Origin of the sequence: Nitrosospira sp. NRS527 (assembly GCF_018406445.1) — a bacterium.
Taxonomy (GTDB): Bacteria; Pseudomonadota; Gammaproteobacteria; order Burkholderiales; family Nitrosomonadaceae; genus Nitrosospira; species Nitrosospira briensis.
Genome location: NZ_AP024515.1, coordinates 3,179,875 through 3,206,607 on the forward strand (window position 1 = coordinate 3,179,875; position 26,733 = coordinate 3,206,607).

The window sequence follows — 26,733 nt, forward strand, 5'->3', positions numbered from 1 at the left end:
CTGGAACGGCTAGACCAGGATTGCGTTGAGTATCTTCAGGAAGCTTTCCTTGTCCTGATATCCTATGAGCCTTATACCCGGAACCTCGCGCCCTTCCCGATCAAGGAACAGAATGCCGGGAGGGCCGAAAAGCTTGAAGCGTTTGAGCAACGCCATGTCATCTGGCGTCCCGTCGGTAACATCGACCTGCAACAGTACCACATCTTTCAGGCGGGACTGTACCTGTGAATCGGAAAACGTGAAGCGCTCCATTTCCTTGCAGGAAATGCACCAGTCCGCGGAAAAATCCACCATCACGTATTTGTTCCTGGACTGAAGGACATGCTGCTCAAATTCGGCGACCGACTTCACTCTCTGAAAGGGCAAATGATCCGTTTGCGCGACATCCTGTTTTTTCCCGGATGCATCAACCGCAGCAATACTTATCTTTGAGAGGGGCTGCAAAATATCGCGGCTGCCGGACAAAACACCGACCAGCAATGCAATCCCGGTCAGCAATGCAATCATGCCCAGTCCCTTCAGAAGCTTCTGGAGACCGGAAGCACCTGGACGCAATGGATCAACCGCGTGCAGATAGATGGCCGAGATGATCAATAAGGCCGCCCACAGCAGCATATGCACAACTGCGGAAATGACCGGCGATATCAGCCATATTGCAACCCCCAGCAGCAATACGCCAAAAAATTGCTTGATCGATTCCATCCATGGGCCCGCTTTTGGCAAAATTGCCCCTGCGGAGGCACCCAATATCAACAGCGGAACCCCCATGCCCAAGGCCATGACGAACAGCGCCGATCCACCCAGCACGATGTCGCGGGTCTGGCTGATATAAAGCAGTGCCCCAGCCAGCGGAGCAGCCACACACGGCCCGACGATCAATGCCGATAATGCCCCCATGCCAAATACACTGGTCAGATGCCCGCCTTTTAAATGCCCCGCTTCCTCGGAAAGCTTACTCTGGAGAAAGGAAGGTAATTGCAGCTCATAGAAACCGAACATGGACAGAGCAAGCGTTATAAAGACCAGTGCGAACGTGCCCAGCACCCAGGCATTTTGTAAAGCCGCGGAGAGCATTGCGCCCGAAAGCCCCGCCGCCACGCCGGCGATGGCGTATGTAATCGCCATCCCCATGACGTAGGCAAGCGACAAGAGAAATCCGTGAGTCTTGGTGACATTTGCACCGCCCCTGGCGATGATGCCGGACAGAATCGGGAACATCGGAAATACGCAGGGAGTAAACGAGAGCAGCAGGCCGATACCAAAGAAACCGGTCAGGATCAGCCAAAAATTACCGCTTTCGAACATTCGCTCTATTCGGTTCGATTCCGTCTCGATGGCAGGTGATCCTGCGGACGGGAACGGCTCTGCAGCTGCATCCGGCTTCAAAGCGGCCGATGGTGCCGCCACTGCGGGACTACTCATGGCATCGGCCACTGCGCCGGCGGCAGCTTTCGCCGCCGGCAGCGTCAGTTCGATTACCTTATTGATAGGTGCATAGCAAACGCCTACCGGCTCATTGCAGCCCTGGTAGGTAGCGACGAGAGTCAGTTTACCGGTTGACGATGCGTCGCGTTTCAGGGAAATCAATGCTTCGAATGGCTGGTGAAAAACTTCTACCTGCCCGAAAGTAACATCGCTTTTTATTGATCCCGGCGGCAGCGAGATTTTTTCGATCGACGTCCCGGCATCCTGCGGCTTGAACGCAACCTTGTCTTTATAAAGATAATAGTTTTTTGCCGGTTCGAATTGGGCTACCAGCGTATTTGCATCCCGGACCTTGATCGTCAATTTGAAAGCCTGATCCGGCGGAAGCAATTCCTGTTCACTCTGCTCAAAACCCGAGCCAAGCTGCTGCAAGCCTGAAAGAAAACCAAAAGGCTTCCTCTCCTCTGCGAAGCTATTGATACTGCATAAACACAGCAATAACAAAAAATATTGACTCAGGCGCATGGCAATCCGTTCTAATCAATTGTGTCCGAGACCGAGGTTTCGTCCGCGATCCACTTCAAATAAGCAGGCAATCCGTTGCTTATTGGGACAGCAATGATTTCGGGTAGTTCGTAAGGGTGCATGGCGTTTATCACCTGCTCCAGCCGCGCATAATGCTGCGCAAGGGTTTTAATGAAGATCGGCACCTCGCGGGTACTTTCGTTTTTCCCCTGCCAGCGGTAGACAGAAGTGCATCCATCAAGCACATTAACGCAGGCCGCCAACCGTTCATCGACCAGTTGGCGGGCAAGGGCCATGGCGCTCGCCTGATCGGGCAAATTGGTAACGACGAGTATGGGCTCCATTGCGATTGTGCTGATTGTGCTGGTGGCACTAAAATCATCCGTAGACCGGATTTTACCCATTTTCCGAAGTACTTGCTGCGCTCGGCGCAAAACACTCGACCACGGTGGGATAGCGAAGGTTTACGCGCAACTCGTGCTTTATACGGACATTTGCCAGTCGCCGCGATTCTTGCATGAACGATAGCATACCTGGGGATATAAAACTTTCCGCTTCGGCCCGGGAGATACGCGGCGGCCGCGGCAGATCGAACTGGTCCGCCACGAGATCGAAGTATTCGCCCATCTTCAGTCTCGAGTCGTCACAGGCATGGTAAATCCTGCCTGGTTTTGCGTAGTGCAACGCTGCAGAGATAATGCGGGCGAGGTCGTCGGCGTGTATGTGGTTCGTATAGCTATCCTCTTCCGGCAATAACGCTGGCGCGCGCTCATGCAACCGGGCCAGCGGCAAGCGATCGCCGGCATAAATCCCAGGCACGCGAAGGATTGAAACACTCACGCCATTGCGCAGTCCCCAATAGCGCACCTGCGTCTCTGCATCGGCACGACGCACCGCGCGCGCGGTTTGAGGATTTATCAAACGGGTTTCATCCACCAGCGCGCCGTTGCAATCACCGTACACACCGCTGGTACTGATGTAGACAAGACGTTGTGGTAACATTGCCCCCTTCATCTTTGGCCGCTTTGTCAGCGCTGCCAGGAGGTTTGCGGTGCGGGTATCTCGTTGGCCACGGCTCGGTGGCGGGGCTAGGTGAACAACTGCATGAGCCATTCCCGCCAGTTTGGCAAGGCTGCCCGGTATATCGAGATTCCCGGACACCGGCGTAATCCCATGCAAACGTAATGCGGCGCGGCTCTCAGGTCTCCGATGCAGGCCCAGTAGCCGGTAGTGCGCCTGTAACAGGGGCGCTGTGCGCAAGGCAATATCGCCGCAACCAATAAATAAAAGCGTCCGTTTTGTCATGTTCATCTTCTTTGCCGTCAGTTAATCTGTCTTTATCGACTCATTTGTAACCAGATGCCGCATCAAATCACTATCAAGCCGAGCGGACACGTCTTTTTCGCTCAACCCGGCGAAACCGTGCTGCAAGCTGCGCTTCGTGAAGGTTTTCCGCTTCCTTATGGCTGCCGAAACGGTGCCTGTGGCACTTGCAAGGGCAAAATCATACAGGGAAAGGTGGATTTCGGCAGTTATAACGAAAGTGCGTTAACCGAAATGGAGAAACAGTCTGGAATGGCATTGTTTTGTTGTGCCGTGCCGCTATCGGAACTTATAATTGAATGTCGGGAAATTGGGGCGATAAAGGATATCAAAGTCAAAATACTGCCGTGCCGTGTCCAGCAACTGGCGCGAGTCGCACCTGATGTAATGGTTATTTCGCTGAAGCTGCCAACTAACGAGCGGTTGCAATTTCTTGCTGGGCAATATATTGATATTCTCATGAAAGATGGCAAGCGCCGGAGTTTTTCGCTGGCCAACGCGCCTCATGACGACGAATTGCTCCAATTGCACGTGCGCAACTATCGGGGGGGTACGTTCGCCGAGCACGTGTTCACCAAGATGAAAGAAAAGGATATTTTGCGCTTTGAGGGGCCGCTCGGCACATTCTTTCTGCGCGAAGATTCAGATAAGCCGATCCTATTCGTTGCCAGCGGCACGGGTTTCGCCCCGGTTAAAAGCATACTCGAGCATATCTTCCACGTACAATATCTGCGCGCCAATGAACGGCAGATCGTGCTTTATTGGGGTAACCGTACGAAGGCCGATCTATATATGGCGGACATGGCGGGAAACTGGCAGCGGGAGCATGACAACTTTACGTTTATTCCGGTACTGTCGGAGGCACTGCCTTCCGATAACTGGAGCGGAAGGACCGGCCTGGTGCATCAGGCCGTGCTGCAGGATTTTGACAACCTCGCCGGATATCAGGTATACGCTTGCGGAACACCAGCAATGGTTGAAGCCGCTCACAAGGATTTCACGACGCTGCGCAGTCTTCCGGAAGAGGAATTCTTTTCCGACGCATTCACTGTTTCGCCGCGCGAACCCCGATCCTGAACTTTTTACCCCCGGCAATCCGCCGTTGTACGGCATAAGACAATCATCTTTTTGGCATACAGCGGGCTGGAATGAAACCAATCGGACCCTGCCCCGATCCATTTCCGAGTTACTCCTGCTCTAGCGCGTCCAGTCGCCACAATGCAAGTTCCAATCCCTTGCTGTAGTGGTCCCTTGCCAGTTCGAGCCGTCCGAGTTTCTCGTTCAACTGCGCCAATGCAAGATGAGCGGGATAATCCGGGTCCACCGACAGGCTTGCCTCCAGATAGCTTTGCGCTTTGCCCCAAAGCTCGCAATAAACGCAAAGCTTGCCCAGCGCCAGCAGCAGGCAGGCGTCATTTGGATGAGATTCGAGCCACGCTTCGGCGTGCTCGATTTGGCTGATTGCGTCGCTTCCCAGACATTTCGCATATAATCCGGCTAATTCGGAATCCCACTGGGCATTTAAACTCTCCTCGATAATCTGATGAGCTGTGACACAATCGCCCATCGCTGCATGGGCCCGCGCTGCGGCAGCAGCCAATTTGCTGTCTTTCTTGTCGGCCGAAGATATATTCTGCCAATATTCCTTCAGCGCCTGCGGATTCAGCATCCTGCTTTTAAGACTTTCCATACGCGCCTGCAGCCGTAGTTGCCTCATCACGGTCTTGTCAACGGCATTACGCTGGTCCAGTTGCCCGAGCAGATCCAGTACGGCGTCCCAATTTTTTGATCGCTGCTGCGCTCTCAGTTCCAGCCGCAACGCCGCAGTATGCTTCCCCGCCCCGGTATGAGGAAGAGAATGCAATATTTTTAGCGCTTCTTCGGGTCGATGTTCATCCAGCAGCAATTCGGCTTGCGTCATTAGCAGCAAGGTTATTTCTTTCGGTGCGCTCGTTTTTGCCATTGCAATGAGCTCATCACGACGAGAATACTTTCTCAACTCGTGCGCGGAACGGGCCGCAACCATTGCGTTAAGCGCGCTGACGGCGGGAGGTTCTTTCAGTTCCAGAACGGCCGCTGAAGCTTTCTCGGCCTTGGCATAACGGCCTTCGAAGAAGGCTCGGAGCCCATCCAACATCATCATTCGTGCTTTTTCGCGACGCCGGCGGAGACGAAATCCGCTCACTTCCGCCGGCAACCTGAAAGTAACGACAGCCAACCGCACTACGAAATAGGCGATAAAAAATATTACCAGCAGCAACGCTGCCAGTAAATTGAGCGATAGCTCGATGCGATAAGGCTGAGCCACTACCAGTACATAACCGCTGTTGTATCTGGCCGCAAGTGTTACCGCTACCGCAATCAGGAACAACGCCAGAAGCCAGAGCGCTCCCTTCATCTATTTCCCCGATCACGGGCGAGACGATAGTTGCGCACTGCGTCGAGACTCGCGGAAATACGAGGCAGCTCAATACCAATTTCACTTTCTCGCAACTGGCGCAGGGTTTCAAGCATATTGACGACAGACCTCGAGCTGTTGTCGTAATACCGGCCTATCCAGTCCATGGATGCATCGATATCAGCCTTGAAGCTCGTTCCATCGCGAGCGAGGAGCGCATGCCGCGCCGACAAAAGACGCAGCTTCAGGTTTTCCCTCAAAAAATAAGCTTGTGATGGCGATAGCAGGGCAATATCCGGCTTATCCATGTGCTGGATCCGCACCAGGCGCTTGATGTCCTCCCATGCTTCGTGCAGGAACCGGAGCCACATATTCTCGGTTACTGGAATCCGTGGCTGGGAAGTGCCGGGTTCGGGTGGGCGAAGTTCCATTGCCAATGGCAATGCATCGACCGAAGCGGCGAGATTGTCCAGGCGTATACTGACGCCTACCGTATCCACATATGGCGCAGCTTTGAGCAGATCCATGTCCGTTGACAGAACCTTACGCAGGGGAGACAACTGCGGACGGTCAAGACGCTGCAACCGGGCGTCGGCCTCTTGCATCGCGATCAGGGCTGCTTTTACGTTACTTGCAAGCTGAAGCTGCTGATTGGCGATGAGCAGCAGTTGTTCCACTTCTTCCAGCGTTGCCTCATCGCGATTACGCGTGAGTTCCTGGTACAGCGCCTCGAGCGCCAACTGCTGGTTTTGCGATTCCGCGAGCCTTGATTCGAGCAAGCCGAGCTTTGTTTCTGTCCGGCGTCCTGCCTCGGCCGCCTCTACTACAATATTGCGCGACTCTTTTCCCGAAGCATCGGCTTCGGCCAGCCGCTTCGCCAGCTCATGCTGCAATCCTCCGATCTGACTACGAGTGTCATACCATTGCAGCGCGATAATGGGCACAAGGATTATGACAAAAATCAGGAGCGGGGGAATGCGCAAGGCCAACCTCTTGCGCACTTCCCGAGGTTTTTCGGTCTTGCCGGGTTGCTTTTCCGCGTTCATGGTTTTTCCAGGTCACGAATCTCTCTGGTGGTTTCCGGCTGAAAATAATTCAGCAAACCCTCCAGTAATCCATCATCTCCAGCAGAGGTCAGAATGACATGGGCAAACCCGAGATTTCCCGCGACTTGGGCTATACGCACATGAGAAACGAATAACGGCGTTTTCTTGAGCCATGCTCCGCCCGTCTCGCCCACCATTTCACATAGATTGCGCAGCCCTTCGCTGCTGGTTATGGTAATCGCCTTCATCCCGGCGTTTGCCCAAGCGCTCAGCGACAGGGCAGTATCCGGTTTCGGCATGACACGACGGTAGCATTCCGCGTATTCGAGGATAGCGCCCCGCTTCAACAAACTTTCCGCAAGCAATTCACGCCCCTTGTCGCCGCGAAAAATTACGATACGCTTGCCTTTCACCTGCCTCAAGAGCGGCAGATCAAGCATAGCCTCGCTATCGAAGCGCAAAGCCGGCGCGATTACCCCGGTGACGCCGAAGTTTCCCAGCTCCTTCGTGGTGCCCTGGCCAACAGCGACTATTTTTAACTTGCCGGGCAGTGTCCGCTTCGCGCTGATGAGGCTCATCGCCTTGGCAACGGCGTTGGGGCTGATAAAAACTGCAATATCGAATTCATCGAGCCGATCGATCAAGTCCAGCAATGGATTCGGATTCGGGATATCGAGGATCTCGAGCACCGGAAACAAAACAGGATTACCGCCCGCCAGGCGTATCCTGTCAGCAAGCTCGCCAGCCTGATGCGCCGGACGCGTAACCAGGATATCGATCCCGGCCAGCGGTTTGGTCACGGGTGACTCACGGGTTCAGTCGTTTGCGATGCGAGTGCCGTCAGGATTTCTTGCGCGCCACGTGCCTTCAGATTCTGTGCCAGTTGTGCGCCCATTATGGCACCCGTCCCTGGATTACCGCTCAGTTCATCGCTTATCACGCGCAATCCATCTTGGCTGGCGACGAAACCGCGCAACCGCAGGACGCCTCCATTTATTTCGGCAAAACCACCCAGCGGAACCTCGCAGCTTCCTCCCAAAGCACGGCTCATGGCACGTTCCGCTTCAACGCACTGAGCGGTCGGAAGATGATGCAGAGGTTCCATCAATTTGATCAAGTCGATTCGATCCGACCGGCATTCGATCCCCAAGGCGCCCTGCCCCACCGCCGGCAAACTCACTTCCGGACTTAGCAATGCAGTAATGCGGTCAGTCAGCCCCAGCCGTTTTAAACCTGCAGCTGCGAGAATAATCGCCGCAAACTGTCCCTCATCGAGCTTGCGCAAGCGGGTCTGAACGTTACCCCGCAACGGCTGCACCTGCAAATGCGGAAAGCGCGCGCGCAACTGGCTTTCGCGCCGCAGGCTCGAAGTTCCCACCACGCTGCCCGGCGGAAGTGAGTCGAGACCGGCGTATTGATTGGAAACGAAAGCGTCGCGCGGATCTTCGCGTTCGGCAATAGCTGCCAGCGCATATCCGGCCGGCATGTCCATCGGCACATCTTTCATCGAATGCACGGCGATGTCTGCCCGGCGGTCCTCCAGCGCCTGTTCCAGCTCTTTTATGAACAACCCCTTGCCGCCGATCTTCGAAAGGGATATGTCGAGTATCTGATCCCCTCTGGTGGTCATCCCAAGTATCTCGCATTCTATTTGCGGGTATAATTTCGCCAGCCGTGCTTGAATAAAATGCGCCTGCCACAAGGCGAGAGCACTTTCACGGGTCGCGATAATGATTTGTGAGGGTATGGATGATGAATTAAGCATTATTATAACGGTGAGAAAATTAGGGAATTACTGCCAGCGTTTATTTTAGCATGCCGTGCTCCAAGCCGGATTGAAGTGCACCCGCCATCAGCTCGTATCTGCGTTCAAGAAGAGGTAGCGTTATGACATCCCTTGCTTCCCCGAACGGAAGCCTTGAAAAAAATGACATCATCGATAACGACAGGCCCAAGGATGATCCCCTTCGCATGGATATCCGCCTGCTCGGCCGTATGTTGGGCGATACCCTGCGTGAGCAGGAAGGCGAGCCCACTTTTGATCTGGTCGAGAATATTCGCCAGACTGCGATTCGATTCCGGCGGGAGCAGGACCTGGAGGCACGGCACGAACTGGACGTGATGCTCAATCAGTTGAGCAACAAGGCGACGGAAGCGGTGGTTCGCGCATTCAGCCAATTCTCGCAGCTTTCGAACATTGCCGAGGATATGCATCACAACCGCCGCCGCCGCAGCTATCTTCTCGACGGATCGCCGCCACAGGCAGGCAGCGTGGCACTCGCGCTGAAGAGGGTCATCTCCAGCGAAACGAATGGCATGGCCCTGGCCCGATTCTTCGATAAGGCACTGATTTCCCCGGTTTTGACTGCGCATCCGACTGAAGTGCAACGCCGAAGCATACTGGACTGTCACCTGGCCATTGCGCATCTTTTAAACGAGCGTGATCGTATGCAGCTTACGCCGGATGAACTACGCCATAACGAAGAGGAGTTGCGCTGTGCCATCCAGATATTATGGCAGACCCGTATCCTGCGTTCGGCGCGTCTCTCCGTTTATGACGAAATCAATAATGGTCTCGCCTATTATCACTATACTTTTCTCACCGAGGTACCGCGCCTGTATGCGGAAATGGAGGATTTGCTGGAAAGTGGAATGGGTGCGGATGCGCCCCGTATTCCCCCATTTCTTCGCATCGGTAGCTGGATAGGCGGCGATCGCGACGGCAATCCTTTCGTCACCCATGAAGTCATGCTCCACGCGTCTGAGAGACAGTCGGCGCTGGCACTGGATTTTTATATGGGTGAAGTCCATCGGATAGGCCGCAGGTTAAGCCTGACCGAGCGCCTCGTGGATGTGGATGACGCCTTGGCGGCATTGGCCGAGGCGTCGCCTGACCGCGCTCCCAGCCGTGCGGATGAGCCTTACCGCCGCGCATTGATCGGTATTTATGCGCGGCTCGCTGCTACCAGCCAGGGCCTTGGTCACGTAATCAGGCAGCGGCGACCGGTTGGACCTGCTGCACCCTACGCAAAAAGCACGGAATTCATCAAGGATCTCGATATCGTCATTCAGTCGCTCAAGCAGCACAAATCCGGATTATTGGCGCGCGGCGATCTGCGTCATCTGCGGCGCGCGGCCGAGGTGTTCGGCTTTCATCTCGCGTCACTGGACATGCGCCAGCATAGTGGCATACATGAGCAGGTCGTTGCGGAATTGCTCGGACATTGTGCACGTGACCGGAATTATTCCGAATTGACCGAGACGGAACGGGTGCAGTGGCTGCTGACCGAAATCAGCAGTCCTCGTCTCTTGCGCTCACCTTATCTGGAATACTCCGAACTTGCCCAGAGCGAGCTGTGCATGGCACAAACGGCAACGGAAATTCACCGGCGCTTTGGTCGTGCCGCGTTGCCAAATTATGTCATTTCCAAGACCGACGGCGTTTCCGACATACTGGAGGTCGCACTGCTACTCAAGGAAGCAGGTCTTTTGCAACCCGGCGAAAAGCCGCGCCTGCATCTCAATATCGTTCCGTTGTTCGAAACTATCGCGGACTTGCGCGGCTGTGGCGCCGTTATGGACGAGTTATTTTCGCTGCCATACTACCGCAAGCTCCTGGATTCGCGCGGCAATGTACAAGAGGTGATGCTGGGTTATTCCGACAGCAACAAGGATGGTGGTTTTCTCGCGGCCAACTGGGAGCTTTACAAGGCTGAAACCGAGTTGACGAAAATTTTTGCCAGGCACAAGGTTGAACTGCGCCTTTTTCATGGGCGTGGCGGCACGGTTGGACGCGGCGGCGGCCCGAGCTATCAGGCAATACTAGCCCAGCCACCGGCGAGCGTGAATGGTCAGATACGCATCACCGAGCAAGGCGAAGTCATCGGCAGCAAATATGCCGACCCGGAAATCGGGCGGCGAAATCTTGAAACGCTGGTTGCCGCGACGCTTGAGGCTACATTGCTGAGCCGCGATCCGCTTGGTGAACGCGCCGCCGAATATCACAATACCATGGAAATACTCGCGCACGATGCACTCACCGCTTATCGCAACCTTGTATACGAAACTCCGGGGTTCAAGCGCTATTTCCAGGAATCGACGCCGATCAGGGAAATCGCCGGACTTAATATTGGCAGCCGTCCGCCATCACGCACCCAATCCGATCGTATAGAAGATTTGCGCGCGATACCCTGGACGTTCAGCTGGGGTGTCAATCGCGCCATGATTACGGGTTGGTACGGTTTTGGCACGGCAGTGGAAATGTTTGTCCAGCGTCAGGGCCGAGGTAAAAAAGGGCTGGGTTTTCTGCAGGAAATGCATAGCACCTGGCCATTTCTGCAAACCATGTTATCCAATATGGATATGGTGCTCGCCAAAACCGATATGGGCATTGCATCGCGTTATGCTGAGCTGGTTACCGATATCAACTTGCGTGAAGAAGTTTTTGGGCGCATACAGAAAGAATGGGATCTCAGCGTGAAGTGGCTTTTCGCAGTCACCGGCCGCACCGAGTTGCTGCAGGATAACCCTACACTTGCTCGCAGTATTCGTAATCGCACACCGTATATCGATCCGCTCAATCATCTGCAGGTAGAACTGTTGCGGCGTTATCGTTCGGGCGATGCGACCGATGCCGTGAAGCGTGCAATACAACTCACTATCAATGGCGTGGCCGCAGGGCTGAGAAACAGCGGATAAGCTCATTTACGGCATTACCGGACTCCGGCAAATTATGTCTCGTGATGAAAACAGTGGTTGCCGCGCCGTATAAGCCTCACCCCGGCTTTGACGTGCTGAAACCCGTGCATTCGTTACGACTTCCGAACGGTCACTGTACTGGATAGTTCGAACAATATTTCGGTAAGGTTGGAGATAGATGTGGCTAAAAAACTTTATATTAAAACATTTGGCTGCCAAATGAACGAGTATGACTCGGACAAGATGGCGGACGTGCTGCATGACGCGCAAGGCATGGAAAAAACAGATGATCCCGCTGAGGCCGATGTAATCTTGTTCAATACCTGCTCGGTGCGGGAGAAAGCCCAGGAAAAGGTATTTCATGATCTGGGGCGCGTCAGGCATCTTAAAACCGCCAACCCGAATCTTCTCATCGGTGTGGGAGGATGTGTCGCCAGCCAGGAAGGTGCGGAAATAGTGAAGCGCGCGCCATATGTGGATCTGGTATTTGGTCCGCAAACCCTGCATCGGTTGCCGCAGTTGATTTCTGCGCGTCAAGCCACGGGTCGCCCGCAGGTGGATATTTCTTTCCCCGAAATCGAAAAATTCGACCATCTGCCGCCAGCACGTACTGAAGGTGCGACCGCTTTCGTTTCTATTATGGAAGGCTGCAGCAAATATTGCAGTTTTTGCGTGGTGCCCTATACACGTGGCGAGGAAATCTCCCGTCCCCTGAGCAGCGTGCTGGCGGAAATTGCAGGGGTGGCAAGTCGAGGCGTCAAGGAAGTGACGCTGCTCGGGCAGAACGTAAATGCTTACCGGGGCATCATCGAAGATGGGGAAGACCGGCAGATGGCCGATTTCGCGCTATTGCTTGAATATATCCATGACATTCCCGGCATCGAGCGCATCCGGTACACCACCTCTCATCCTAAAGAATTCACTGAACGGTTGATCCAGGCTTACGAAACATTGCCGAAATTGGTCAGTCACGTGCATCTGCCGGTTCAGTCCGGGTCAGACCGGATACTGGCGGCAATGAAGCGCGGCTATACTACGCTGGAATACAAATCCATCATCCGCCGCTTGCGTAGCGCCCGCCCCGATATTTCGCTTACCTCCGACTTCATCATAGGTTTTCCGGATGAAACCGAGGCGGATTTCGAAGCAACCATGAAGCTGATAGAAGAGACCCGCTTCGATGGTTCATTCAGCTTCATTTATAGTCCGCGCCCCGGCACTCCTGCGGCGTCCTTGCCGGACACTACGCCTTATGAGATCAAGCTTGAGCGATTGCAACGCTTGCAGGAAAAAGTCGAACAACAGGCGCGAACCATCAGCCAAAGCATGGTTGGCACGACTCAACGTATTCTGGTAGAAGGGCAATCCAAAAAAAATGCCGACGAGCTTTGCGGGCGCACCGATAATAACCGCACGGTAAATTTTGCCGGTGACGCGGCAAAGATCGGGCATTTCTTAAACGTCAAAATCTCTGCGGCCTTAGCGCATTCGTTGCGCGGCGAAATCGTGCAGCAAGCCTACGAAATGTGAGTAAGATTTTCACGCGATGTCGACTTTGTGAGGCCCTGCAAGCCCCCGCCACCTTCACTCCTTGCAAAGTACGGCTGTCGCTGCCAGAATTAAGGCCTCGCTATCGCGTTTTAGAGTCTTTTTGAAACCCCAACCTGTCGAAATTTCTTTTTCCCCCGCTGATAACCAGCGTCTCGCCAACTTATGCGGTGCGCTGGATGAGAATCTCAGGCAGATCGAAACGGTACTCGATGTCACCATTGCACGCCGAGGGGAACACTTCAGCTTACGCGGCAAATCCGCCCAGACTTTGCTTGCCGCAGAAGCATTGCAAAATTTTTACAGCCATGCGCAACATCATCTGAGCATCGAGCAAATCCAGTTGGGCCTGATCGAAGCGATGAATCCTCATCATTCGAAAAAACTCGCCGCGGCTACTGCTACGAAAGAACCGATGGAACCCGCGCTGGTTACCCGCCGCAGCGATTTGCGCGGCCGGACGCCTCGCCAGGTTGAATATCTGCAGCAAATCCAGACGCATGACATCACATTCTCTATCGGCCCAGCCGGAACGGGCAAGACCTATCTGGCCGTGGCAAGCGCGGTGGACGCGCTGGAGCGCGATATCGTAGCGCGTATCGTGCTGGTGCGGCCCGCGGTGGAAGCCGGCGAGCGCCTGGGTTTTCTGCCAGGCGACATGGCGCAGAAAGTGGATCCTTACCTACGGCCTCTCTATGATGCACTCTACGATCTGATGGGGTTTGATAAAACCAGCAAGCAGTTCGAGCGGAGTGCAATTGAAGTTGCGCCGCTGGCTTTCATGCGCGGGCGCACGTTGAATCAATCTTTTATCATACTTGACGAAGCGCAAAACACGACGCCCGAACAGATGAAGATGTTCCTGACTCGTATCGGCTTCGGCTCCAAGGCTGTGGTGACAGGCGATATTACTCAGATCGATCTGGCAAAACATCAGAAAAGTGGCCTGGTAGAGGCCCAGCAGGTCCTGAAAAAAGTGCGTGGTATCGCTTTTACGCATTTTGGCGCAGAGGATGTAGTGCGGCATCCGTTGGTACAAAGAATTGTCAATGCCTATGAAAAATATGAAAAGGACAAGTAACCTTTCCCCGGCTCCCGCAACAGTCTCGCCCCGCGCAGTAAAGCTGAAATTGGCGACGCAATACGCCGCCCGTGCTGCGGACGTACCCTCTCGATCGGCGTTTCGCAAATGGATCAAAGCCGCATTGAAACACGATGCGGAGATCGGACTGCGCGTCGTTGATGAAGCGGAGGGCCTTAGCCTCAACCGGAATTTTCGGGACAGGGATTATCCGACCAATGTCCTGACTTTTATTTACGATAATACCGGGCCGGGCGCGCAATCCCTGGCCGGAGATATCGTGCTGTGCGCGCCGGTAATCGAAAGAGAAGCGCGTGAGCAACATAAAAATCTGACAGCGCATTACGCACACCTCACCGTGCACGGCGTCTTGCATCTTCAGGGCTACGATCATGAAAGCGATGTTGAAGCAGCGGCAATGGAGCAGATGGAGGCCGAAATTATCGAAAGACTGGGATATGAAAATCCTTACAGGGAATCTTCGGGCACCGCTGAAGAACGTTGATTATGAGTGACCGTATGTTCTTGTCGGCATCTTCCACAGTTTATTTATTTCTTGTAAACGAGCTGGCAAACGCATATGGATGATCCCCCCAAAACGGCCTTACTTGAGCGCGTCAGCGCCTGGCTTTTGCGCAAGCCGGGGGATCGCGAGCAACTGATTGCGTTATTGCATTCTGCTTATGAACGCAACTTATTCGATTCGGATGCCCTGAGCATGATCGAAGGGGTGATACAGGTATCCGAAATGCAGGCCCGCGATATCATGGTTCCGCGTTCGCAAATGAGTGTGATCGATATCAGTGAAACGCCGGACAAGTTCATCCCGCTGGTTATCGAGACTGCGCACTCGCGCTTTCCCGTCACCGAAAACGATAAAAATAATGTCATCGGTATATTACTGGCGAAAGATCTATTGCGTTATTTTGCCGGAGAAGAAGAATTTGATGTACGCGATATGCTGCGGCCGGTCGTTTTTATCCCTGAATCCAAACGGCTCAATGTGTTGCTCAAGGATTTCCGGAGTAACCGTAATCATATAGCCATCGTAGTGGATGAGTATGGCGGCGTCGCGGGGTTGGTGACTATCGAAGACGTGCTGGAGCAAATCGTTGGTGACATCGAGGATGAGCATGATTTCGACGAGGCCGAAGACAACATCGTGCAGGATCCGGGCGGCCATTACCGGGTCAAGGCTATTACCGAAATCGGCGATTTTAATGAAAGGCTCGGGGCCGAGTTGAGTGATGTGGATTACGACACCATCGGGGGTCTGGTGCTGCATAAATTTGGCCGGTTGCCGAAACGAGGTGAAGAGGTGTCTGTTGGCGCTTTCAGGTTTATCGTATTGCGCGCCGATAGCCGCCGGTTGTATACGCTGCTGGTCGAAAAGGATGAGACCGGGCAGTGAGACCCTGCAAAAGAATCGAGGAGGGGCTGGATCAAAAGCGGACTTCAAGATGATGGATAAATAATGTCCACCCTGGACAGAGCAGGAGTTCGAAGCATTCCGGCGCTGACTGAACCGCCCGTGGTGGAAGTGGTGATTGAAGTTCCGCGAGGCAGCTTCCTTAAACGCGGATCCAATGGTAGAGTCGACTTTATCTCGCCCGTGCCGTGTCCGTTCAACTATGGCTCCGTGCCAGGTTACATCGGCCTCGACGGCGACCTTCTGGATGCGCTGGTACTCGGCCCGCGCCTGTCGTTGGGTACGAGGATACGCGTCAAAGCCTGGGGAGCCGTGATCATGACTGATGGCGGATTCATCGATGACAAGCTTGTCTGTGGCGATGTCTGTCCGGATGCGGTGCAACGTCAGGAAATACTGAAATTTTTCTACTTCTACGCAAAATGCAAGGGTGTGCTGAATATCTGGCGGGGCCGGACAGGGCGCAACGCATGTGAGGGTTGGTGCGAAGCGATTCAGGCGCTCGGACGCGCGCGGCCCCGGGATGATTTATCACACGAGCCGCCGTTCGATTGATCACTCGTATCGTTCTCGCGCCCGGCAAATCCGCATTGATCAGAATGGCGGATTCTTTGCCAAACTTCACCAAGCGTGCCAGAATTGCGCCCCTTATCAATCAAGCTGAAGTCACTTTCCCTGCCCATGCCTCTCCTCACTCTTGAAAGAGCCTGCCTCGCCTTTGGCCATCACACGTTGCTTGATCAAGTAGACTTGCAGCTTGATACCGGCGAGCGTATCGGGCTGATCGGCAGAAATGGCGGCGGGAAGTCGAGTTTACTGCGCATCATCGCAGGCGAAATCAAGCCGGACGACGGCAGGATCTGGCGCACCCCCGGATTGAAATTGGCCTATGTACCGCAGGAACCGGAACTGGACCCCGCCCTTACGGTATTCGAGGAAGTATCGAAGGGATTGGGGAAGGTCAGCCAGGTACTGCTTCATTATCATGAAGCGTCCCATCTCCTGAGCGACGGCACGGGAGACACCGAGGCACTTCTTTCTCGCCTGCAGGACTTGCAAGCCGAAGTGGAAGCTCAGGATGGATGGCGCATCCAGGCCAGGGTGGAAACCGCTATCGACAAGCTTGATCTTCCCCCCGATGCCTTGGTGGGACAACTCTCCGGCGGACAAAAAAAGCGGGTCGCGCTGGCTCGCGCGCTGGTGGTATCTCCGGACGTGCTGCTATTGGATGAGCCGACCAACCACCTGGATTTTTCCTCTATCGAGTGGCTGGAAGGTTTGCTGAAGGACTTTGCGGGAAGCGTGCTGTTCATTACACACGACCGCCGCTTTCTGAATAATGTGGCGACGAGGATTGTCGAGCTCGACCGTGGGAAGTTGGCAAGTTTCCCCGGCGATTTTGCCGAGTACCAGCGCAAAAAATTGGAGATGCTGGAAGTTGAAGCCGTTCACAATCAAAAATTCGATAAAGTGCTGGCGCAGGAAGAGGTCTGGATACGAAAGGGGATTCAGGCACGCCGTACGCGTAACGAAGGCAGGGTGAGACGGTTGGAAGCGCTAAGAATAGAGCGTGCCGACCGGCGTGAAAAGATGGGAACGGTTAATCTCAACGTCGATGAAGGCGCCAAGTCCGGACGTATGGTGGCTGAGTTGGAACATGTCAGCAAAAGATATGGCGACAAGACCATCATAGACAATTTTTCCTGCCGGATCATGCGCGGCGATCGCGTGGGGTTGCTGGGACCCAATGGCGCGGGCAAGTCTACCTTGTTAAAGCTGATACTGGGCGAATTACCACCGGATAGCGGCGATATCCGACTGGGTACCAAGCTTGAGGTAGCCTACTTTGACCAGTTGCGCGAACAACTGGATGAGGAGGCAACCCTGATAGACACGATTAGCCAGGGTTCGGATTTTATCGATATTGGCGAGACGCGCAAGCACGTCATCAGCTATCTGGAAGATTTCCTGTTTGCGCCACAGCGGGCGCGTTCGCCTGTAAAGTCCCTTTCGGGCGGTGAGCGCAACCGGCTATTGCTGGCGCGTTTGTTCACCCGCCCTGCCAACGTCCTGGTCCTTGACGAACCTACCAACGATCTGGATATCGAAACGCTGGAACTACTGGAGGCGCTGCTGCAAAACTATTCGGGCACGCTGTTTCTCGTCAGCCATGACCGGGAATTTCTCGACAACGTCGTTACCCAGGTTATCGCCTTCGAAGGTAATGGCATCCTGCGGGAATATGTCGGAGGCTATGAAGATTGGGTACGGGCAAGGGGGTATCGGAAAGCGGCGGAAAAGGAACAGGCGGCAAAATCACAACAGACGGCTCCGCTCAAGGCGCGCGAGGTTCGCGAATCGCCTACCCGGATTAAACTGGATTACAAGGAAATCCGCGAACTCGATGAGCTGCCTCAAAAAATCGAGCTGCTGGAGCGGGAACAGGCTGTCATCACCCGCCAACTGGGTACTGCGGATTTTTATCTCAATCAACCGGAAAAAGCGCGGGCCTTGCATGAACGTTTTGTTGGGATTGAAGAAGAGCTTATGAGTTGTCTCGCCCGATGGGAGGAACTTGATGCAAAACGCCGGATAAACGGTCAGAAATCATAACGATAATTTCATAACATATATCCCTATTCGATATATGTTATTGTTTTATAGATTTATTGATTGACCAGGAATGACACATCGTTTAGAGTCGCTCTTTTTGTAAAGAGGGGGCACTGATAATGAAAAGACCAGCAATAATAAGTTTATTTGCGTGGGGCTTGCTTCTGGCAGTCACCGGTACGGCTCAGGCAGCGGGTGATCCGGCTGCAGGCAAGCAGAAGAATACCATGTGTATCGGCTGTCATGGAATAGAAGGATACCGGACATCTTACCCGACGGTATATAACGTCCCGAGAATTGGCGGCCAGCATGCCGAGTACCTGATCAAAGCGCTGCAGGCGTATAAAACGGATGCCCGCAACCACCCCAGCATGAAGGCGATTGCCGCCCAGCTATCCGAACAGGATATGGAAGATCTGGCGGCCTATTACGCTGGTGCCAGCGGAAAATAATTACTCATCACGCAAGGAAAGCCTCATGAAAAATTTCGTTATTGCCGCGGCGAGCGGCGCGCTGCTGCTGATTTCCAGCCAGGGAATGGCGGCCAATATTGAAGCTGGCAAGAAAAAAGCGGCAGAAGTTTGCGCTGCGTGCCACGGTCCGGACGGCAATAGTCCCGCACCTGCTTTTCCGAAACTGAACGGACAGCATGCAAGTTATCTGGAAAAAACGCTGACCGAATATAAGTCGGGCGCGCGCCAGGACCCCATCATGGCTGGCATGGCTGCCGCCCTGAGCAAGGAAGACATTGAAAATGTGTCAGCTTATTTTGCAAGTCAATCCGGTCTGAAAACCAAATATTGATTCAGGAATTTCTGGATAAGCCCTACGCCGGCATGATTGTGGTCCAATGGATGTAGGGATGGGCTGGGGGAAACGAGATCGGATAGCGCGCGAACGCAGCGCAGAATAGTACTTTCCCGTAGAAGGTGCACGGCCTCGGCGTAGGGAGCAGGCGCGAGGGGCGGTCGTGGACCTCGGTACTGTCCCGATGCTCCCTTCGGGGCACCCTTTGCGCAACGCTAGGGCGCCGTCCCCATCGGTTTTTAACCCAGTAGCGCCGGTCCTTCCTCGGAGGACATACGCAGCACTCACCCCCCAGGGGCTTGTTCAGAAGGCGCAGGCGGGCTGGAAGCCAGCGGCCTGCTACTCAAAGTCCAGTAGCGTCACCTCGAATAAAGATCAATTCTGCCACCGATCCAGGCATTCAAAGTAAATCGAGGCGTCAAACGCCGATTGGTTGCGCTGTGCCTGCCAAATCATTTCCGCAAGACATTCCATGACTTGGTGCGCGGCATCGTGCTCGTTGCCGGTCAGCTTCAGTAGACGTTCAAATCGCTTGCGAATACCGGCGGGCTGGTCTATCGAGAGCTGCTCCCCGACGGCAATATGCATGCCCATATGCAAAAATGGATTGGTATCGCCCATTTCGGGCAGATAATCCTTGTCCTGGTAGCGTCCCGGATCATCAAGCATGGCGTGGTACTCCGGATGCAGCAGGATCACCTCAATCGCCATATTTTCCATGTCGGAAAGTATCTCTCTCTGCCGATACTTGCGCCAGGTGTCAAAGAAAAACTGGCGCGCCTCTTCCCTCGAAGGATTAAACATCCAGGCTGTAACTGAGCGGACTCATTTTTCTCAAAGCTGTTTTCCTTAAACCTAAATCCGGTAGTTGGACGGGGTGAAGTGTACGGTTTTTGGGGTGCAGGGCAAGGCGCAACGACGCGGAATGATCGTTCCATTCCAAGGAGTTGCAACGCAGCCATGTGCCGCAAAAACCGTGCACTTCACCCCGTAGCGACCTCACCCGGAAAGTAAGCGTCAAATAATATGAAATATTGTTATTAATCATAACACTGATCTATTAAATGAGCGGTCAACTACCGGATTTAGGTTAAAGATTTTTTTCCTTGAACTCGCACAAATCATTAATGATACAAATCGCACATTTCGGCTTTCTCGCGATGCATACATACCGCCCATGTAAAATGAGCCAGTGATGCGCATCGTGGCTGAATTCCTTCGGTATGCACTTCAGTAGTTTCAGCTCCACCTCCAGCACGGTTTTGCCGCGTGCAAGCCCGGTACGGTTTGCGACCCGGAAAATATGCGTATCCACCGCCATAGTGGGTTGGCCGAAAGCGGTATTCAATATTACGTTGGCGGTCTTGCGCCCCACGCCCGGCAGTTTTTCCAGCGCTTCCCGTGTCTGCGGCACCTCGCTGTCGTGATGCTGGATGAGCAGATTGCAAGTAGCGATAATATTCCTGGCCTTGGTTTTATATAACCCGATGCTCTTGATGTAATCCCGCAGCCCGGCTTCCCCCAGGGCGAGAATTTTCTCAGGTGTATTTGCCGCGGGAAACAGTTTCCGGGTAGCCAAGTTCACGCCCTTGTCGGTAGCCTGAGCCGAAAGGATCACTGCGATGAGCAATTCAAAGGTCGAACCATACTCCAGTTCGGTGGTGGGGTGCGGGTTAACCGACTTGAAGCGCCTGAATATTTCGCGGCGTATACTTGAATTCATGTATTAATACTATGGTGGGATGTTACCGACGGATCCGCAGCGCTATTTTTCTTCGATGCCTGCGCTTGAGCGGCCATGGCACGCTCCAGAGCAGCCTGGATAGTTGCTTTCTTGAGATCGGGGGCGGGTGATGAAATACCACTCATGCCTTCGGCTTTTTGTTTAAGCCTTTCTTCGTTCTCCTGTTTTTCACGCTCGAGCCTCTGCAGCCTGAATTGATAGCGCGCGCGCGCGCGATCGGCAACTTGCTTGTCGTCTTCAAGTATCAAGGGGTCATCAATTTTGGCGTCGTCCTTACCCGCAGAACCGGCAGTTCGTACCCTGGATGGAATCATGCTTATACAATCGACCGGGCACGGCGCAACACACAACTCGCAACCGGTACATTCGGCCGCAATGACAGTATGCGCGTGGCCGGCCGCGCCTGCGATGGCATCCACCGGACACGCCTGGATACAAAGCGTGCAACCTATGCAGGGCTGCTCGTCAATGAGTGCCACTGTCCTGGGTTTGGGGGTACCGTGCAGGGGGTTCAGCGCCATCGGCCTTATCCCCAGCAATTCCGCCAGCTTGCGAATGCCCTCGTCGCCACCGGGAGGACACTGGTTGATGTTGGCATGCCCTTCTGCAATGGCCCTGGCGTAGGGCTCGCAGCCGGAGAATCCGCACCGGCGGCATTGGGTTTGCGGCAGGATTCCGTCGATTTCCGCTACCAGCAAACTTTCTTTCATCCCAAACCCGCTCGCGAAGGACGCTGCGTGTCCGAGGCGCACAACGCATGCGCAATCTCCCGTATCAGGCCAGGGCCGCGATAGATCAGGCCGCTGTATATCTGGACCAGGCTCGCCCCAGCCTCGACTTTTTCCTCTGCGTCCGCTGCGCATATGATGCCGCCTACCCCAATGATGGGCAGCGCGCCTTGCAGCATTCTATGCAAACGCCTGATGACAGCGGTGGCGCGTTTAGCCAGCGGTACACCGCTCAATCCGCCAGACTCGAATGCATAAGGCAGTGTCTCTATTCCAGTGCGGGAAATAGTGGTATTCGTCGCGATAACCCCGTCTATACGATGTTTCATCAAAAGCGCCGAAATGGAGTCGATTTGCTGCAGATCGAGATCGGGAGCGATTTTCACGGCAAGCGGCGTATATTTTCCGTACTCGTCGGTGAGTTTTTGCTGGTTCAGCTTCAGCGCACCCAGCAGATGATCCAGTTCGTCGGCGTTTTGTAGTTGCCGAAGGGAAGGCGTATTAGGCGATGAAATGTTGATGGCGATATAATCGGCGTAGCGATAGGCTTTGCGCAGGCAAGTCAAGTAATCGTCAACCGCCTTTTCCATCGAGGTATCGAAATTCTTTCCGATATTGATGCCGAGTATGCCGCGGTAATTTGCACGCCTGACATTCGCTATCAGTTTATCGATACCGTCATTGTTGAAGCCCATGCGATTGACTATGGCTTGTGCCCGAGGAATACGAAACAACCGAGGCTTGGGGTTCCCCGGTTGTGGACGGGGCGTTACCGTGCCAATTTCGATAAAACCAAACCCGAGCGCCGCCAGTGCGTCAATGTGTTCACCGTTCTTGTCCAGCCCGGCAGCCATGCCGACAGGATTGGAAAAGTCGAGACCCATGACATGGCGGGGCCGGCATGCTATCGGGGCGCGATTGATCAGTCCGAAACGATAAGCTTTCTCGATTGCATCAAACGTAACGCGGTGAGCTGTTTCAGGTTCGAGACTGAATAATAGCGGACGAAGTAAGGAATAGAACATGGATTCATTTTAACCCGGATATTTCATAAATTCGCGTGATGATTGCGCCGGATTTTGTTTTGTAGGGAGATTTTGTGAAGGAGTGGCGTAGTTATTCATACGCCCGACTGAACGAAATTTTCATACGAAACAAAAGACCAGCAAGGGCGCGCGTCAATTTATGAAACATCCGGGTTTAACACCCGGAAAGTGCCGAGTCTGTAAAGGAACTTGCGACCGTTAATCATCGTCATAGGGAGGCTGGTCGTTGGAACAGGCGCCGTTGATTGAGGCACCGCCCAACCGCGGGAGTTTTTTTCATCGTGTTTGATACCTGGTAAAACGTATCCATTCAATCTAAAACTCGCATTGGATGGAGTGGAGCGAGTTCACCGAAAAATAAAGCTCACGGGGCACAAAAAATCTTTCTCCGTTATAGTGATTACTCGGTTGGCAAATGAGCCGAAAATAAGCGGTCAACCGGGGATTCAGGTTCAAGGGTTCCTTCAGTATTCGGCAATAAATTACTATGGTTTATCAGTAGTGTCCGGTTAAAAGTCGAACAAATTTAGTTGGTTATTGAGGTCAGTCTGTTCGGAAATGTTGTCGATGCCTGCGAAGGCTTGCTGTAGCTGGGTTTTCTCGAATACTGAGACCGACAGAATCTGTAGCAAAGTGTAGAGCGAGGCATCAATTTGCAGCTCCTTTTTGACGATGGCAATCAGCACATAGGTGGCGATGGCGCACCAGATCTGCGTCTTCACTGCGTTCTCGCTGTTGCCGATAAAGTGCTTGATGCGCAGATGCTGTTTGATCCACTTGAAGAACAGTTCCACCTGCCAGCGACTCTTGTACAGTGCGGCGATGGTCGAAGCCGGCAATGCCGTGTTGTTGCTCAGGAACATCAGCGTCTTGCCGGACTCCGGATCTTTGAACCGGATGCGCCGCAACTGTTCGGGATAGGCTTTGGCAGAATAGTGGCCGTTGAGCGTGATGCGTTGATCGCAAATCATGCCTGTGCCCCGGTCGGTGGACATCGAATACACCCGGCGCGCATTCATGCCCCGCTTGGCGCGGGTCACGAAGAAAGCGCCAGCCTGATGCAAAACGTACAGCCTGGAGAAGTCCAGATAGCCCCGGTCCATCAAGTAGAACGCACCGGCTTCCACGGGCAGCATGTCCAGCACACTGACCTCGTGGGTCTTGCCGTCGCTGATATGGATGAAGGCAGGAATGCTGCCGCGCAAATCCAGCAGCGTATGCAGCTTGACCGCTGCTTTGGTGGAACGAAACGGCGCCCAGGGAAACAGCGACAGGCACAGGTCGATAGTAGTGGCGTCCAGCGCATAGACAGTGTTGGCAAGCTCGACACCGAAGCTGTCGTTGCAATAGAGCTTGCGCGCGCGGCGAATGAGCACTGCCGCCAGATCGGCCCAGATGCGCCAATCGCGCCCTTCGTTGGCGTCGGCCAGCGTGGAACGCCTGACCAGCGTGCGAAAGCCCATGCCGTACAGCTTGGACTGATTGACCAAAAGACAGGCTTCGATGTCGCGCAGACTCTCGCGATAAGTCAGTTGCGCAAACGCCATCACGCGGAACTGTTCGGTGCAACTCAGGCGCCGCACCCCCGAATCGCCGCCGTGACGCGCCACAATGCGGGTAAAGCTCGTCCATGGCACAAACTCCATGATCTGCGCGAACATCGTCTTGCCCGAATTCATAAGCTACCTCCCGAGGAATCAATCTCGGAAAGCTACTCGAATATGAACCAGTTGATTTCAAATCGGCACCAAAGTAATTTGCTTGAAAAGCCGCGCCAGAGCTCGATCTCTGCGCACTCATTACTGATTTAACCGGACACTACTGATGGTTTATTACTTCTCATAAGCGTAAATGATTACATTCGCCAAGCTGACTCGCCAGTGCCTGATCCTGGTTTTCATGGCCTCTTCGGGATTGGCTCATGCCATCACTGATTGGGATACGCTCAACCAGGAGTGGGAATTGCTTTATGAGCAAGGGGACTATAACCGCGCGACCGTGGTCGCGGCCAAGGCGCTGCAGATAGCCGAACAAACGAGAGAACCGGACCATTCCGACATTGCCTCGAGCCTGAACAGCCTGGCATTTCTATATAGCGTCCGGGATCAGTATAAACAGGCGGAACCTCTCCTCATACGCGCCCTGGCTATTTTTGAAAAGTCTGTCGGGGAAGGCCCCGAGATGGCAGCGACATTGAACAATCTCGCTATGCTTTACAGGAAACAAGAGCAATATGCGCAGGCTGAACCGCTGTACAAGCGTGCGTTGGCAATCGATGAGAAGGCGCTCGGGCCGGATCATCCCAATGTAGCCATGAGCCTGAATAACCTGGCGCAGCTATATCAAGCCCAGGAACAGTATGCGCAGGCTGAGCCTCTTCTCAAGCGTGCACTGCAAATATTGGAAAAAACACTTGGCCCGAACCATGCAAACGTGGCCATGAGCCTGAACAACCTTGCGCTGCTGTATACAGCCGAACAACAATATGCGCAGGCTGAACCGCTTTTTAAACGGGTACTGGCAATGTCGCAAAAGGCGCTGGGTCCGGATCATCCAAACGTTGCCTTGAGCTTGAATAATTTGGCGGGCCTGTATAACGAACAGGGCAAGTACCCTTATGCCGAGCCGCTGTTCAGGCGCGCATTGGCTATCTCGGAAAAATCACTGGGTCGAAATCATCCTAATGTCGCAACAAGCCTTGAAAACCTGGCGCAACTCTATCGGGAAATTGGCCATGCGGATAAGGCAAAACCGCTGGCTACACGCGCAGCCGCGATAAGGGCGGCACAACGCTAACTTCATAGCGATAACTTCATAGCTTGATGTTCAAGCCATTCCTGAGAACTGGTCTCAGTCTTCGGGAATCCTGGAATGGCTCAGCGGTTCCCATTGCCCCCCGACCAAACCTTGCAGCGGCCTGAAACCTGCCTTATATGCCATTTTTCGGCTTTCCTTTATCCAGTAACCAAGATAAAGATAGGGCAATTTCAATAGCCGGCACAGTTGTACCTGCCATAAAATATTATAGGTACCGAAGCTGGCCCCCGGCACATCGGGATCGAAGAAGGTATATACAGATGATATGCCGTCGTGCAGCTCATCAATAATACTGATCATGCGCAGCTTGCCATTTTCATGAAATTCGACAAGGCTGGAATTGACATTGCTTGGCAGCAGGAAGTGGCGGTATTGCTCTCGGCTGTCTCGATCCATGCCGCCCCCGCTATGGCGGCGCGCCTGATAGCGCAGGTATAGCGCATAGTGATCCGGATGATAATAAAGACCGTGTTGAGTGGCGACCAGGTTCTGATGACGTTTCCAGGAACGACGTTGGGCGCGCCTCGAAATCAATTCGTCAACCACGATCCGTACCGGCATGCAAGCACTGCAATTGTCGCAGTATGGACGGTAGGTAAAGGCGCCACTACGGCGAAAGCCGGCCTGTACCAATGCGCCATAGACACCGGTATCGATCAGGTGGCTGGGTGTTGCCACCTGAGACCGCGCCAACTGCTCCGGCAGGTAGCTGCATGGATAAGATGCGGTAGTGTAAAACTGTAGCGTTGAAGACGGAAGATCATTCAAGTGACTCATAATCCACACACCATTTGTCGACTCGTTCCGGGTAGTTTATCAATTCTTTTAATTTTAGACTAAATTCCTTGCGGGAAATTTCCCGGGCGCCGAAAGAAGCGAGATGAGCGGTTTTCATCTGGCAGTCGATCATTTTGAAGCCTCGGCGCTCCAGGTGTCTTACCAGGTGCACGAATGCAACTTTGGACGCATCGGTAGTGCGGGAAAACATGGATTCGCCAAAAAACATCCTTCCCTGCGCAACACCGTACAATCCACCCACCAGCTCACCCTCTATCCATGTTTCGATGGAATGGGCCCAGCCCATCTCGTGCAGCGCAGTGTAAGCTGCGATCATCTCATCGTGGATCCATGTGCCTGCCCGCTCCTTGCGGGGCGCGGCGCACGCCTGCATGACCTGGTTGAAAGCACTGTCGATCCTGATCGTATAATTAGCCTTCTTCAGCGTTTTTCTTAGCGACCGGGATATTTTAAGCTCAGCAGGGAAAAGTACCATGCGTGGATCCGGGCTCCACCACAAAAGGGGGTCGCCCTCGTTGAACCACGGAAAAATCCCGCAGCGGTAGGCTTCGATCAGCCGTTGCGGCGAGAGATCGCCGCCGGCCGCGAGCAAGCCGTTAGGCTCGGCGAGCGCAGTATCTAACGGGGGAAAAGGGGTTTCGGGCGTGAGCCAGGGGATCATGAAGAGAGGGTGGCTGAATACGTTTTCCCGCTATGGAATCGGGGAA

General features: G+C 53.9%; 25 protein-coding genes. 11 read left to right on the forward strand and 14 right to left on the reverse strand.

Features of this window, described 5'->3' with window-relative positions:
* Positions 1-9: 9 nt before the first annotated feature.
* From dsbD to KJS40_RS14135, 3 genes are read right to left on the reverse strand one after another with little or no spacing between them, the layout of a single operon-like run.
* Positions 10-1,950 carry a protein-disulfide reductase DsbD gene (gene dsbD / locus KJS40_RS14125; RefSeq protein WP_213538488.1) on the reverse strand — a complete coding sequence of 647 codons (1,941 nt, stop codon included), beginning with the start codon at positions 1,948-1,950 and terminating at the stop codon, positions 10-12.
* 11 nt (positions 1,951-1,961) lie between these two features.
* Positions 1,962-2,294: a divalent-cation tolerance protein CutA gene (gene cutA, locus KJS40_RS14130; protein ID WP_025041790.1), complete on the reverse strand. Its 333-nt coding sequence runs from the start codon at positions 2,292-2,294 to the stop codon at positions 1,962-1,964.
* Between the two features lie 52 nt (positions 2,295-2,346).
* Positions 2,347-3,255 (reverse strand): SDR family oxidoreductase, encoded by a 909-nt coding sequence (locus KJS40_RS14135; protein ID WP_213538489.1) that lies wholly within the window; start codon positions 3,253-3,255, stop codon positions 2,347-2,349.
* Between the two features lie 54 nt (positions 3,256-3,309).
* On the opposite strand from KJS40_RS14135, the gene KJS40_RS14140 reads away from it, so the two are divergent.
* Positions 3,310-4,350 (forward strand): CDP-6-deoxy-delta-3,4-glucoseen reductase, encoded by a 1,041-nt coding sequence (locus KJS40_RS14140; RefSeq protein ID WP_025041792.1) that lies wholly within the window; start codon positions 3,310-3,312, stop codon positions 4,348-4,350.
* 109 nt (positions 4,351-4,459) lie between these two features.
* Here KJS40_RS14140 and KJS40_RS14145 read toward each other — a convergent pair whose 3' ends face one another.
* The 4 genes from KJS40_RS14145 to hemC are packed head-to-tail and all read right to left on the reverse strand — an operon-like array spanning position 4,460 to position 8,482.
* Positions 4,460-5,671 (reverse strand): heme biosynthesis HemY N-terminal domain-containing protein, encoded by a 1,212-nt coding sequence (locus tag KJS40_RS14145; RefSeq protein ID WP_213538490.1) that lies wholly within the window; start codon positions 5,669-5,671, stop codon positions 4,460-4,462.
* The gene (locus KJS40_RS14150; RefSeq protein WP_213538491.1) at positions 5,668-6,717 is read right to left on the reverse strand and encodes a uroporphyrinogen-III C-methyltransferase; all 1,050 of its coding nucleotides are present in this window, start codon (positions 6,715-6,717) and stop codon (positions 5,668-5,670) included. Before KJS40_RS14150 ends, KJS40_RS14145 begins: the two co-directional genes overlap by 4 nt.
* On the reverse strand, positions 6,714-7,517 hold the full coding sequence (locus KJS40_RS14155) for a uroporphyrinogen-III synthase (protein ID WP_213538492.1): 804 nt from the start codon (positions 7,515-7,517) through the stop codon (positions 6,714-6,716). Before KJS40_RS14155 ends, KJS40_RS14150 begins: the two co-directional genes overlap by 4 nt.
* Positions 7,514-8,482 (reverse strand): hydroxymethylbilane synthase, encoded by a 969-nt coding sequence (hemC, locus tag KJS40_RS14160; RefSeq protein ID WP_213538493.1) that lies wholly within the window; start codon positions 8,480-8,482, stop codon positions 7,514-7,516. Before hemC ends, KJS40_RS14155 begins: the two co-directional genes overlap by 4 nt.
* A 206-nt stretch (positions 8,483-8,688) precedes the next feature.
* On the opposite strand from hemC, the gene ppc reads away from it, so the two are divergent.
* The 9 genes from ppc (at position 8,689) to KJS40_RS14205 (ending at position 18,890) form a co-directional block, all read left to right on the forward strand.
* Positions 8,689-11,415: a phosphoenolpyruvate carboxylase gene (gene ppc, locus KJS40_RS14165; protein WP_244859786.1), complete on the forward strand. Its 2,727-nt coding sequence runs from the start codon at positions 8,689-8,691 to the stop codon at positions 11,413-11,415.
* Positions 11,416-11,595: 180 nt separating this feature from the next.
* Entirely contained in the window at positions 11,596-12,945 is a 1,350-nt protein-coding gene (miaB, locus tag KJS40_RS14170; protein WP_213538495.1) for a tRNA (N6-isopentenyl adenosine(37)-C2)-methylthiotransferase MiaB, read from the forward strand.
* A 121-nt stretch (positions 12,946-13,066) separates the two neighbouring features.
* Positions 13,067-14,044, forward strand: a complete 978-nt coding sequence (locus KJS40_RS14175; protein ID WP_213538496.1) for a PhoH family protein — start codon at positions 13,067-13,069, stop codon at positions 14,042-14,044.
* Positions 14,028-14,549 carry an rRNA maturation RNase YbeY gene (gene ybeY / locus KJS40_RS14180; protein WP_213539869.1) on the forward strand — a complete coding sequence of 174 codons (522 nt, stop codon included), beginning with the start codon at positions 14,028-14,030 and terminating at the stop codon, positions 14,547-14,549. Before KJS40_RS14175 ends, ybeY begins: the two co-directional genes overlap by 17 nt.
* A gap of 75 nt (positions 14,550-14,624) precedes the next feature.
* A complete protein-coding gene (locus KJS40_RS14185; protein ID WP_025041801.1) occupies positions 14,625-15,455 on the forward strand; it encodes a transporter associated domain-containing protein in 831 nt (276 codons plus the stop codon).
* 63 nt (positions 15,456-15,518) lie between these two features.
* Entirely contained in the window at positions 15,519-16,028 is a 510-nt protein-coding gene (locus KJS40_RS14190; protein WP_213538497.1) for an inorganic diphosphatase, read from the forward strand.
* Positions 16,029-16,154: 126 nt separating this feature from the next.
* On the forward strand, positions 16,155-18,086 hold the full coding sequence (locus KJS40_RS14195) for an ATP-binding cassette domain-containing protein (protein ID WP_213538498.1): 1,932 nt from the start codon (positions 16,155-16,157) through the stop codon (positions 18,084-18,086).
* A 119-nt stretch (positions 18,087-18,205) separates the two neighbouring features.
* Positions 18,206-18,538, forward strand: a complete 333-nt coding sequence (locus tag KJS40_RS14200) for a cytochrome c (protein WP_213538499.1) — start codon at positions 18,206-18,208, stop codon at positions 18,536-18,538.
* Between the two features lie 25 nt (positions 18,539-18,563).
* Positions 18,564-18,890 (forward strand): cytochrome c, encoded by a 327-nt coding sequence (locus KJS40_RS14205; protein WP_090459069.1) that lies wholly within the window; start codon positions 18,564-18,566, stop codon positions 18,888-18,890.
* Between the two features lie 378 nt (positions 18,891-19,268).
* Here KJS40_RS14205 and KJS40_RS14210 read toward each other — a convergent pair whose 3' ends face one another.
* The 5 genes from KJS40_RS14210 to KJS40_RS14230 form a co-directional block, all read right to left on the reverse strand.
* Positions 19,269-19,697 carry a DUF1841 family protein gene (locus tag KJS40_RS14210; RefSeq protein WP_213538500.1) on the reverse strand — a complete coding sequence of 143 codons (429 nt, stop codon included), beginning with the start codon at positions 19,695-19,697 and terminating at the stop codon, positions 19,269-19,271.
* A 286-nt stretch (positions 19,698-19,983) separates the two neighbouring features.
* On the reverse strand, positions 19,984-20,616 hold the full coding sequence (nth, locus tag KJS40_RS14215) for an endonuclease III (RefSeq protein WP_213538501.1): 633 nt from the start codon (positions 20,614-20,616) through the stop codon (positions 19,984-19,986).
* Positions 20,613-21,347, reverse strand: coding sequence for an RnfABCDGE type electron transport complex subunit B (locus tag KJS40_RS14220; protein ID WP_213538502.1), 735 nt, complete (start codon positions 21,345-21,347; stop codon positions 20,613-20,615). The genes nth and KJS40_RS14220 overlap by 4 nt, the downstream gene beginning before the upstream one ends.
* Positions 21,344-22,390 carry a quinone-dependent dihydroorotate dehydrogenase gene (locus KJS40_RS14225; RefSeq protein WP_213538503.1) on the reverse strand — a complete coding sequence of 349 codons (1,047 nt, stop codon included), beginning with the start codon at positions 22,388-22,390 and terminating at the stop codon, positions 21,344-21,346. Before KJS40_RS14225 ends, KJS40_RS14220 begins: the two co-directional genes overlap by 4 nt.
* Positions 22,391-22,920: 530 nt before the next feature.
* Entirely contained in the window at positions 22,921-24,090 is a 1,170-nt protein-coding gene (locus tag KJS40_RS14230; RefSeq protein ID WP_213538168.1) for an IS4 family transposase, read from the reverse strand.
* 172 nt (positions 24,091-24,262) lie between these two features.
* Between KJS40_RS14230 and KJS40_RS14235 the strand changes: the two genes are divergently transcribed.
* Positions 24,263-25,207, forward strand: a complete 945-nt coding sequence (locus tag KJS40_RS14235; RefSeq protein WP_213538504.1) for a tetratricopeptide repeat protein — start codon at positions 24,263-24,265, stop codon at positions 25,205-25,207.
* Between the two features lie 54 nt (positions 25,208-25,261).
* Here KJS40_RS14235 and KJS40_RS14240 read toward each other — a convergent pair whose 3' ends face one another.
* On the reverse strand, positions 25,262-26,005 hold the full coding sequence (locus KJS40_RS14240) for an arginyltransferase (protein ID WP_025041811.1): 744 nt from the start codon (positions 26,003-26,005) through the stop codon (positions 25,262-25,264).
* Complete coding sequence (gene aat / locus KJS40_RS14245) at positions 25,989-26,687, reverse strand: leucyl/phenylalanyl-tRNA--protein transferase (protein ID WP_213538505.1); 699 nt, start codon at positions 26,685-26,687, stop codon at positions 25,989-25,991. The genes KJS40_RS14240 and aat overlap by 17 nt, the downstream gene beginning before the upstream one ends.
* Positions 26,688-26,733 lie beyond the last annotated feature (46 nt).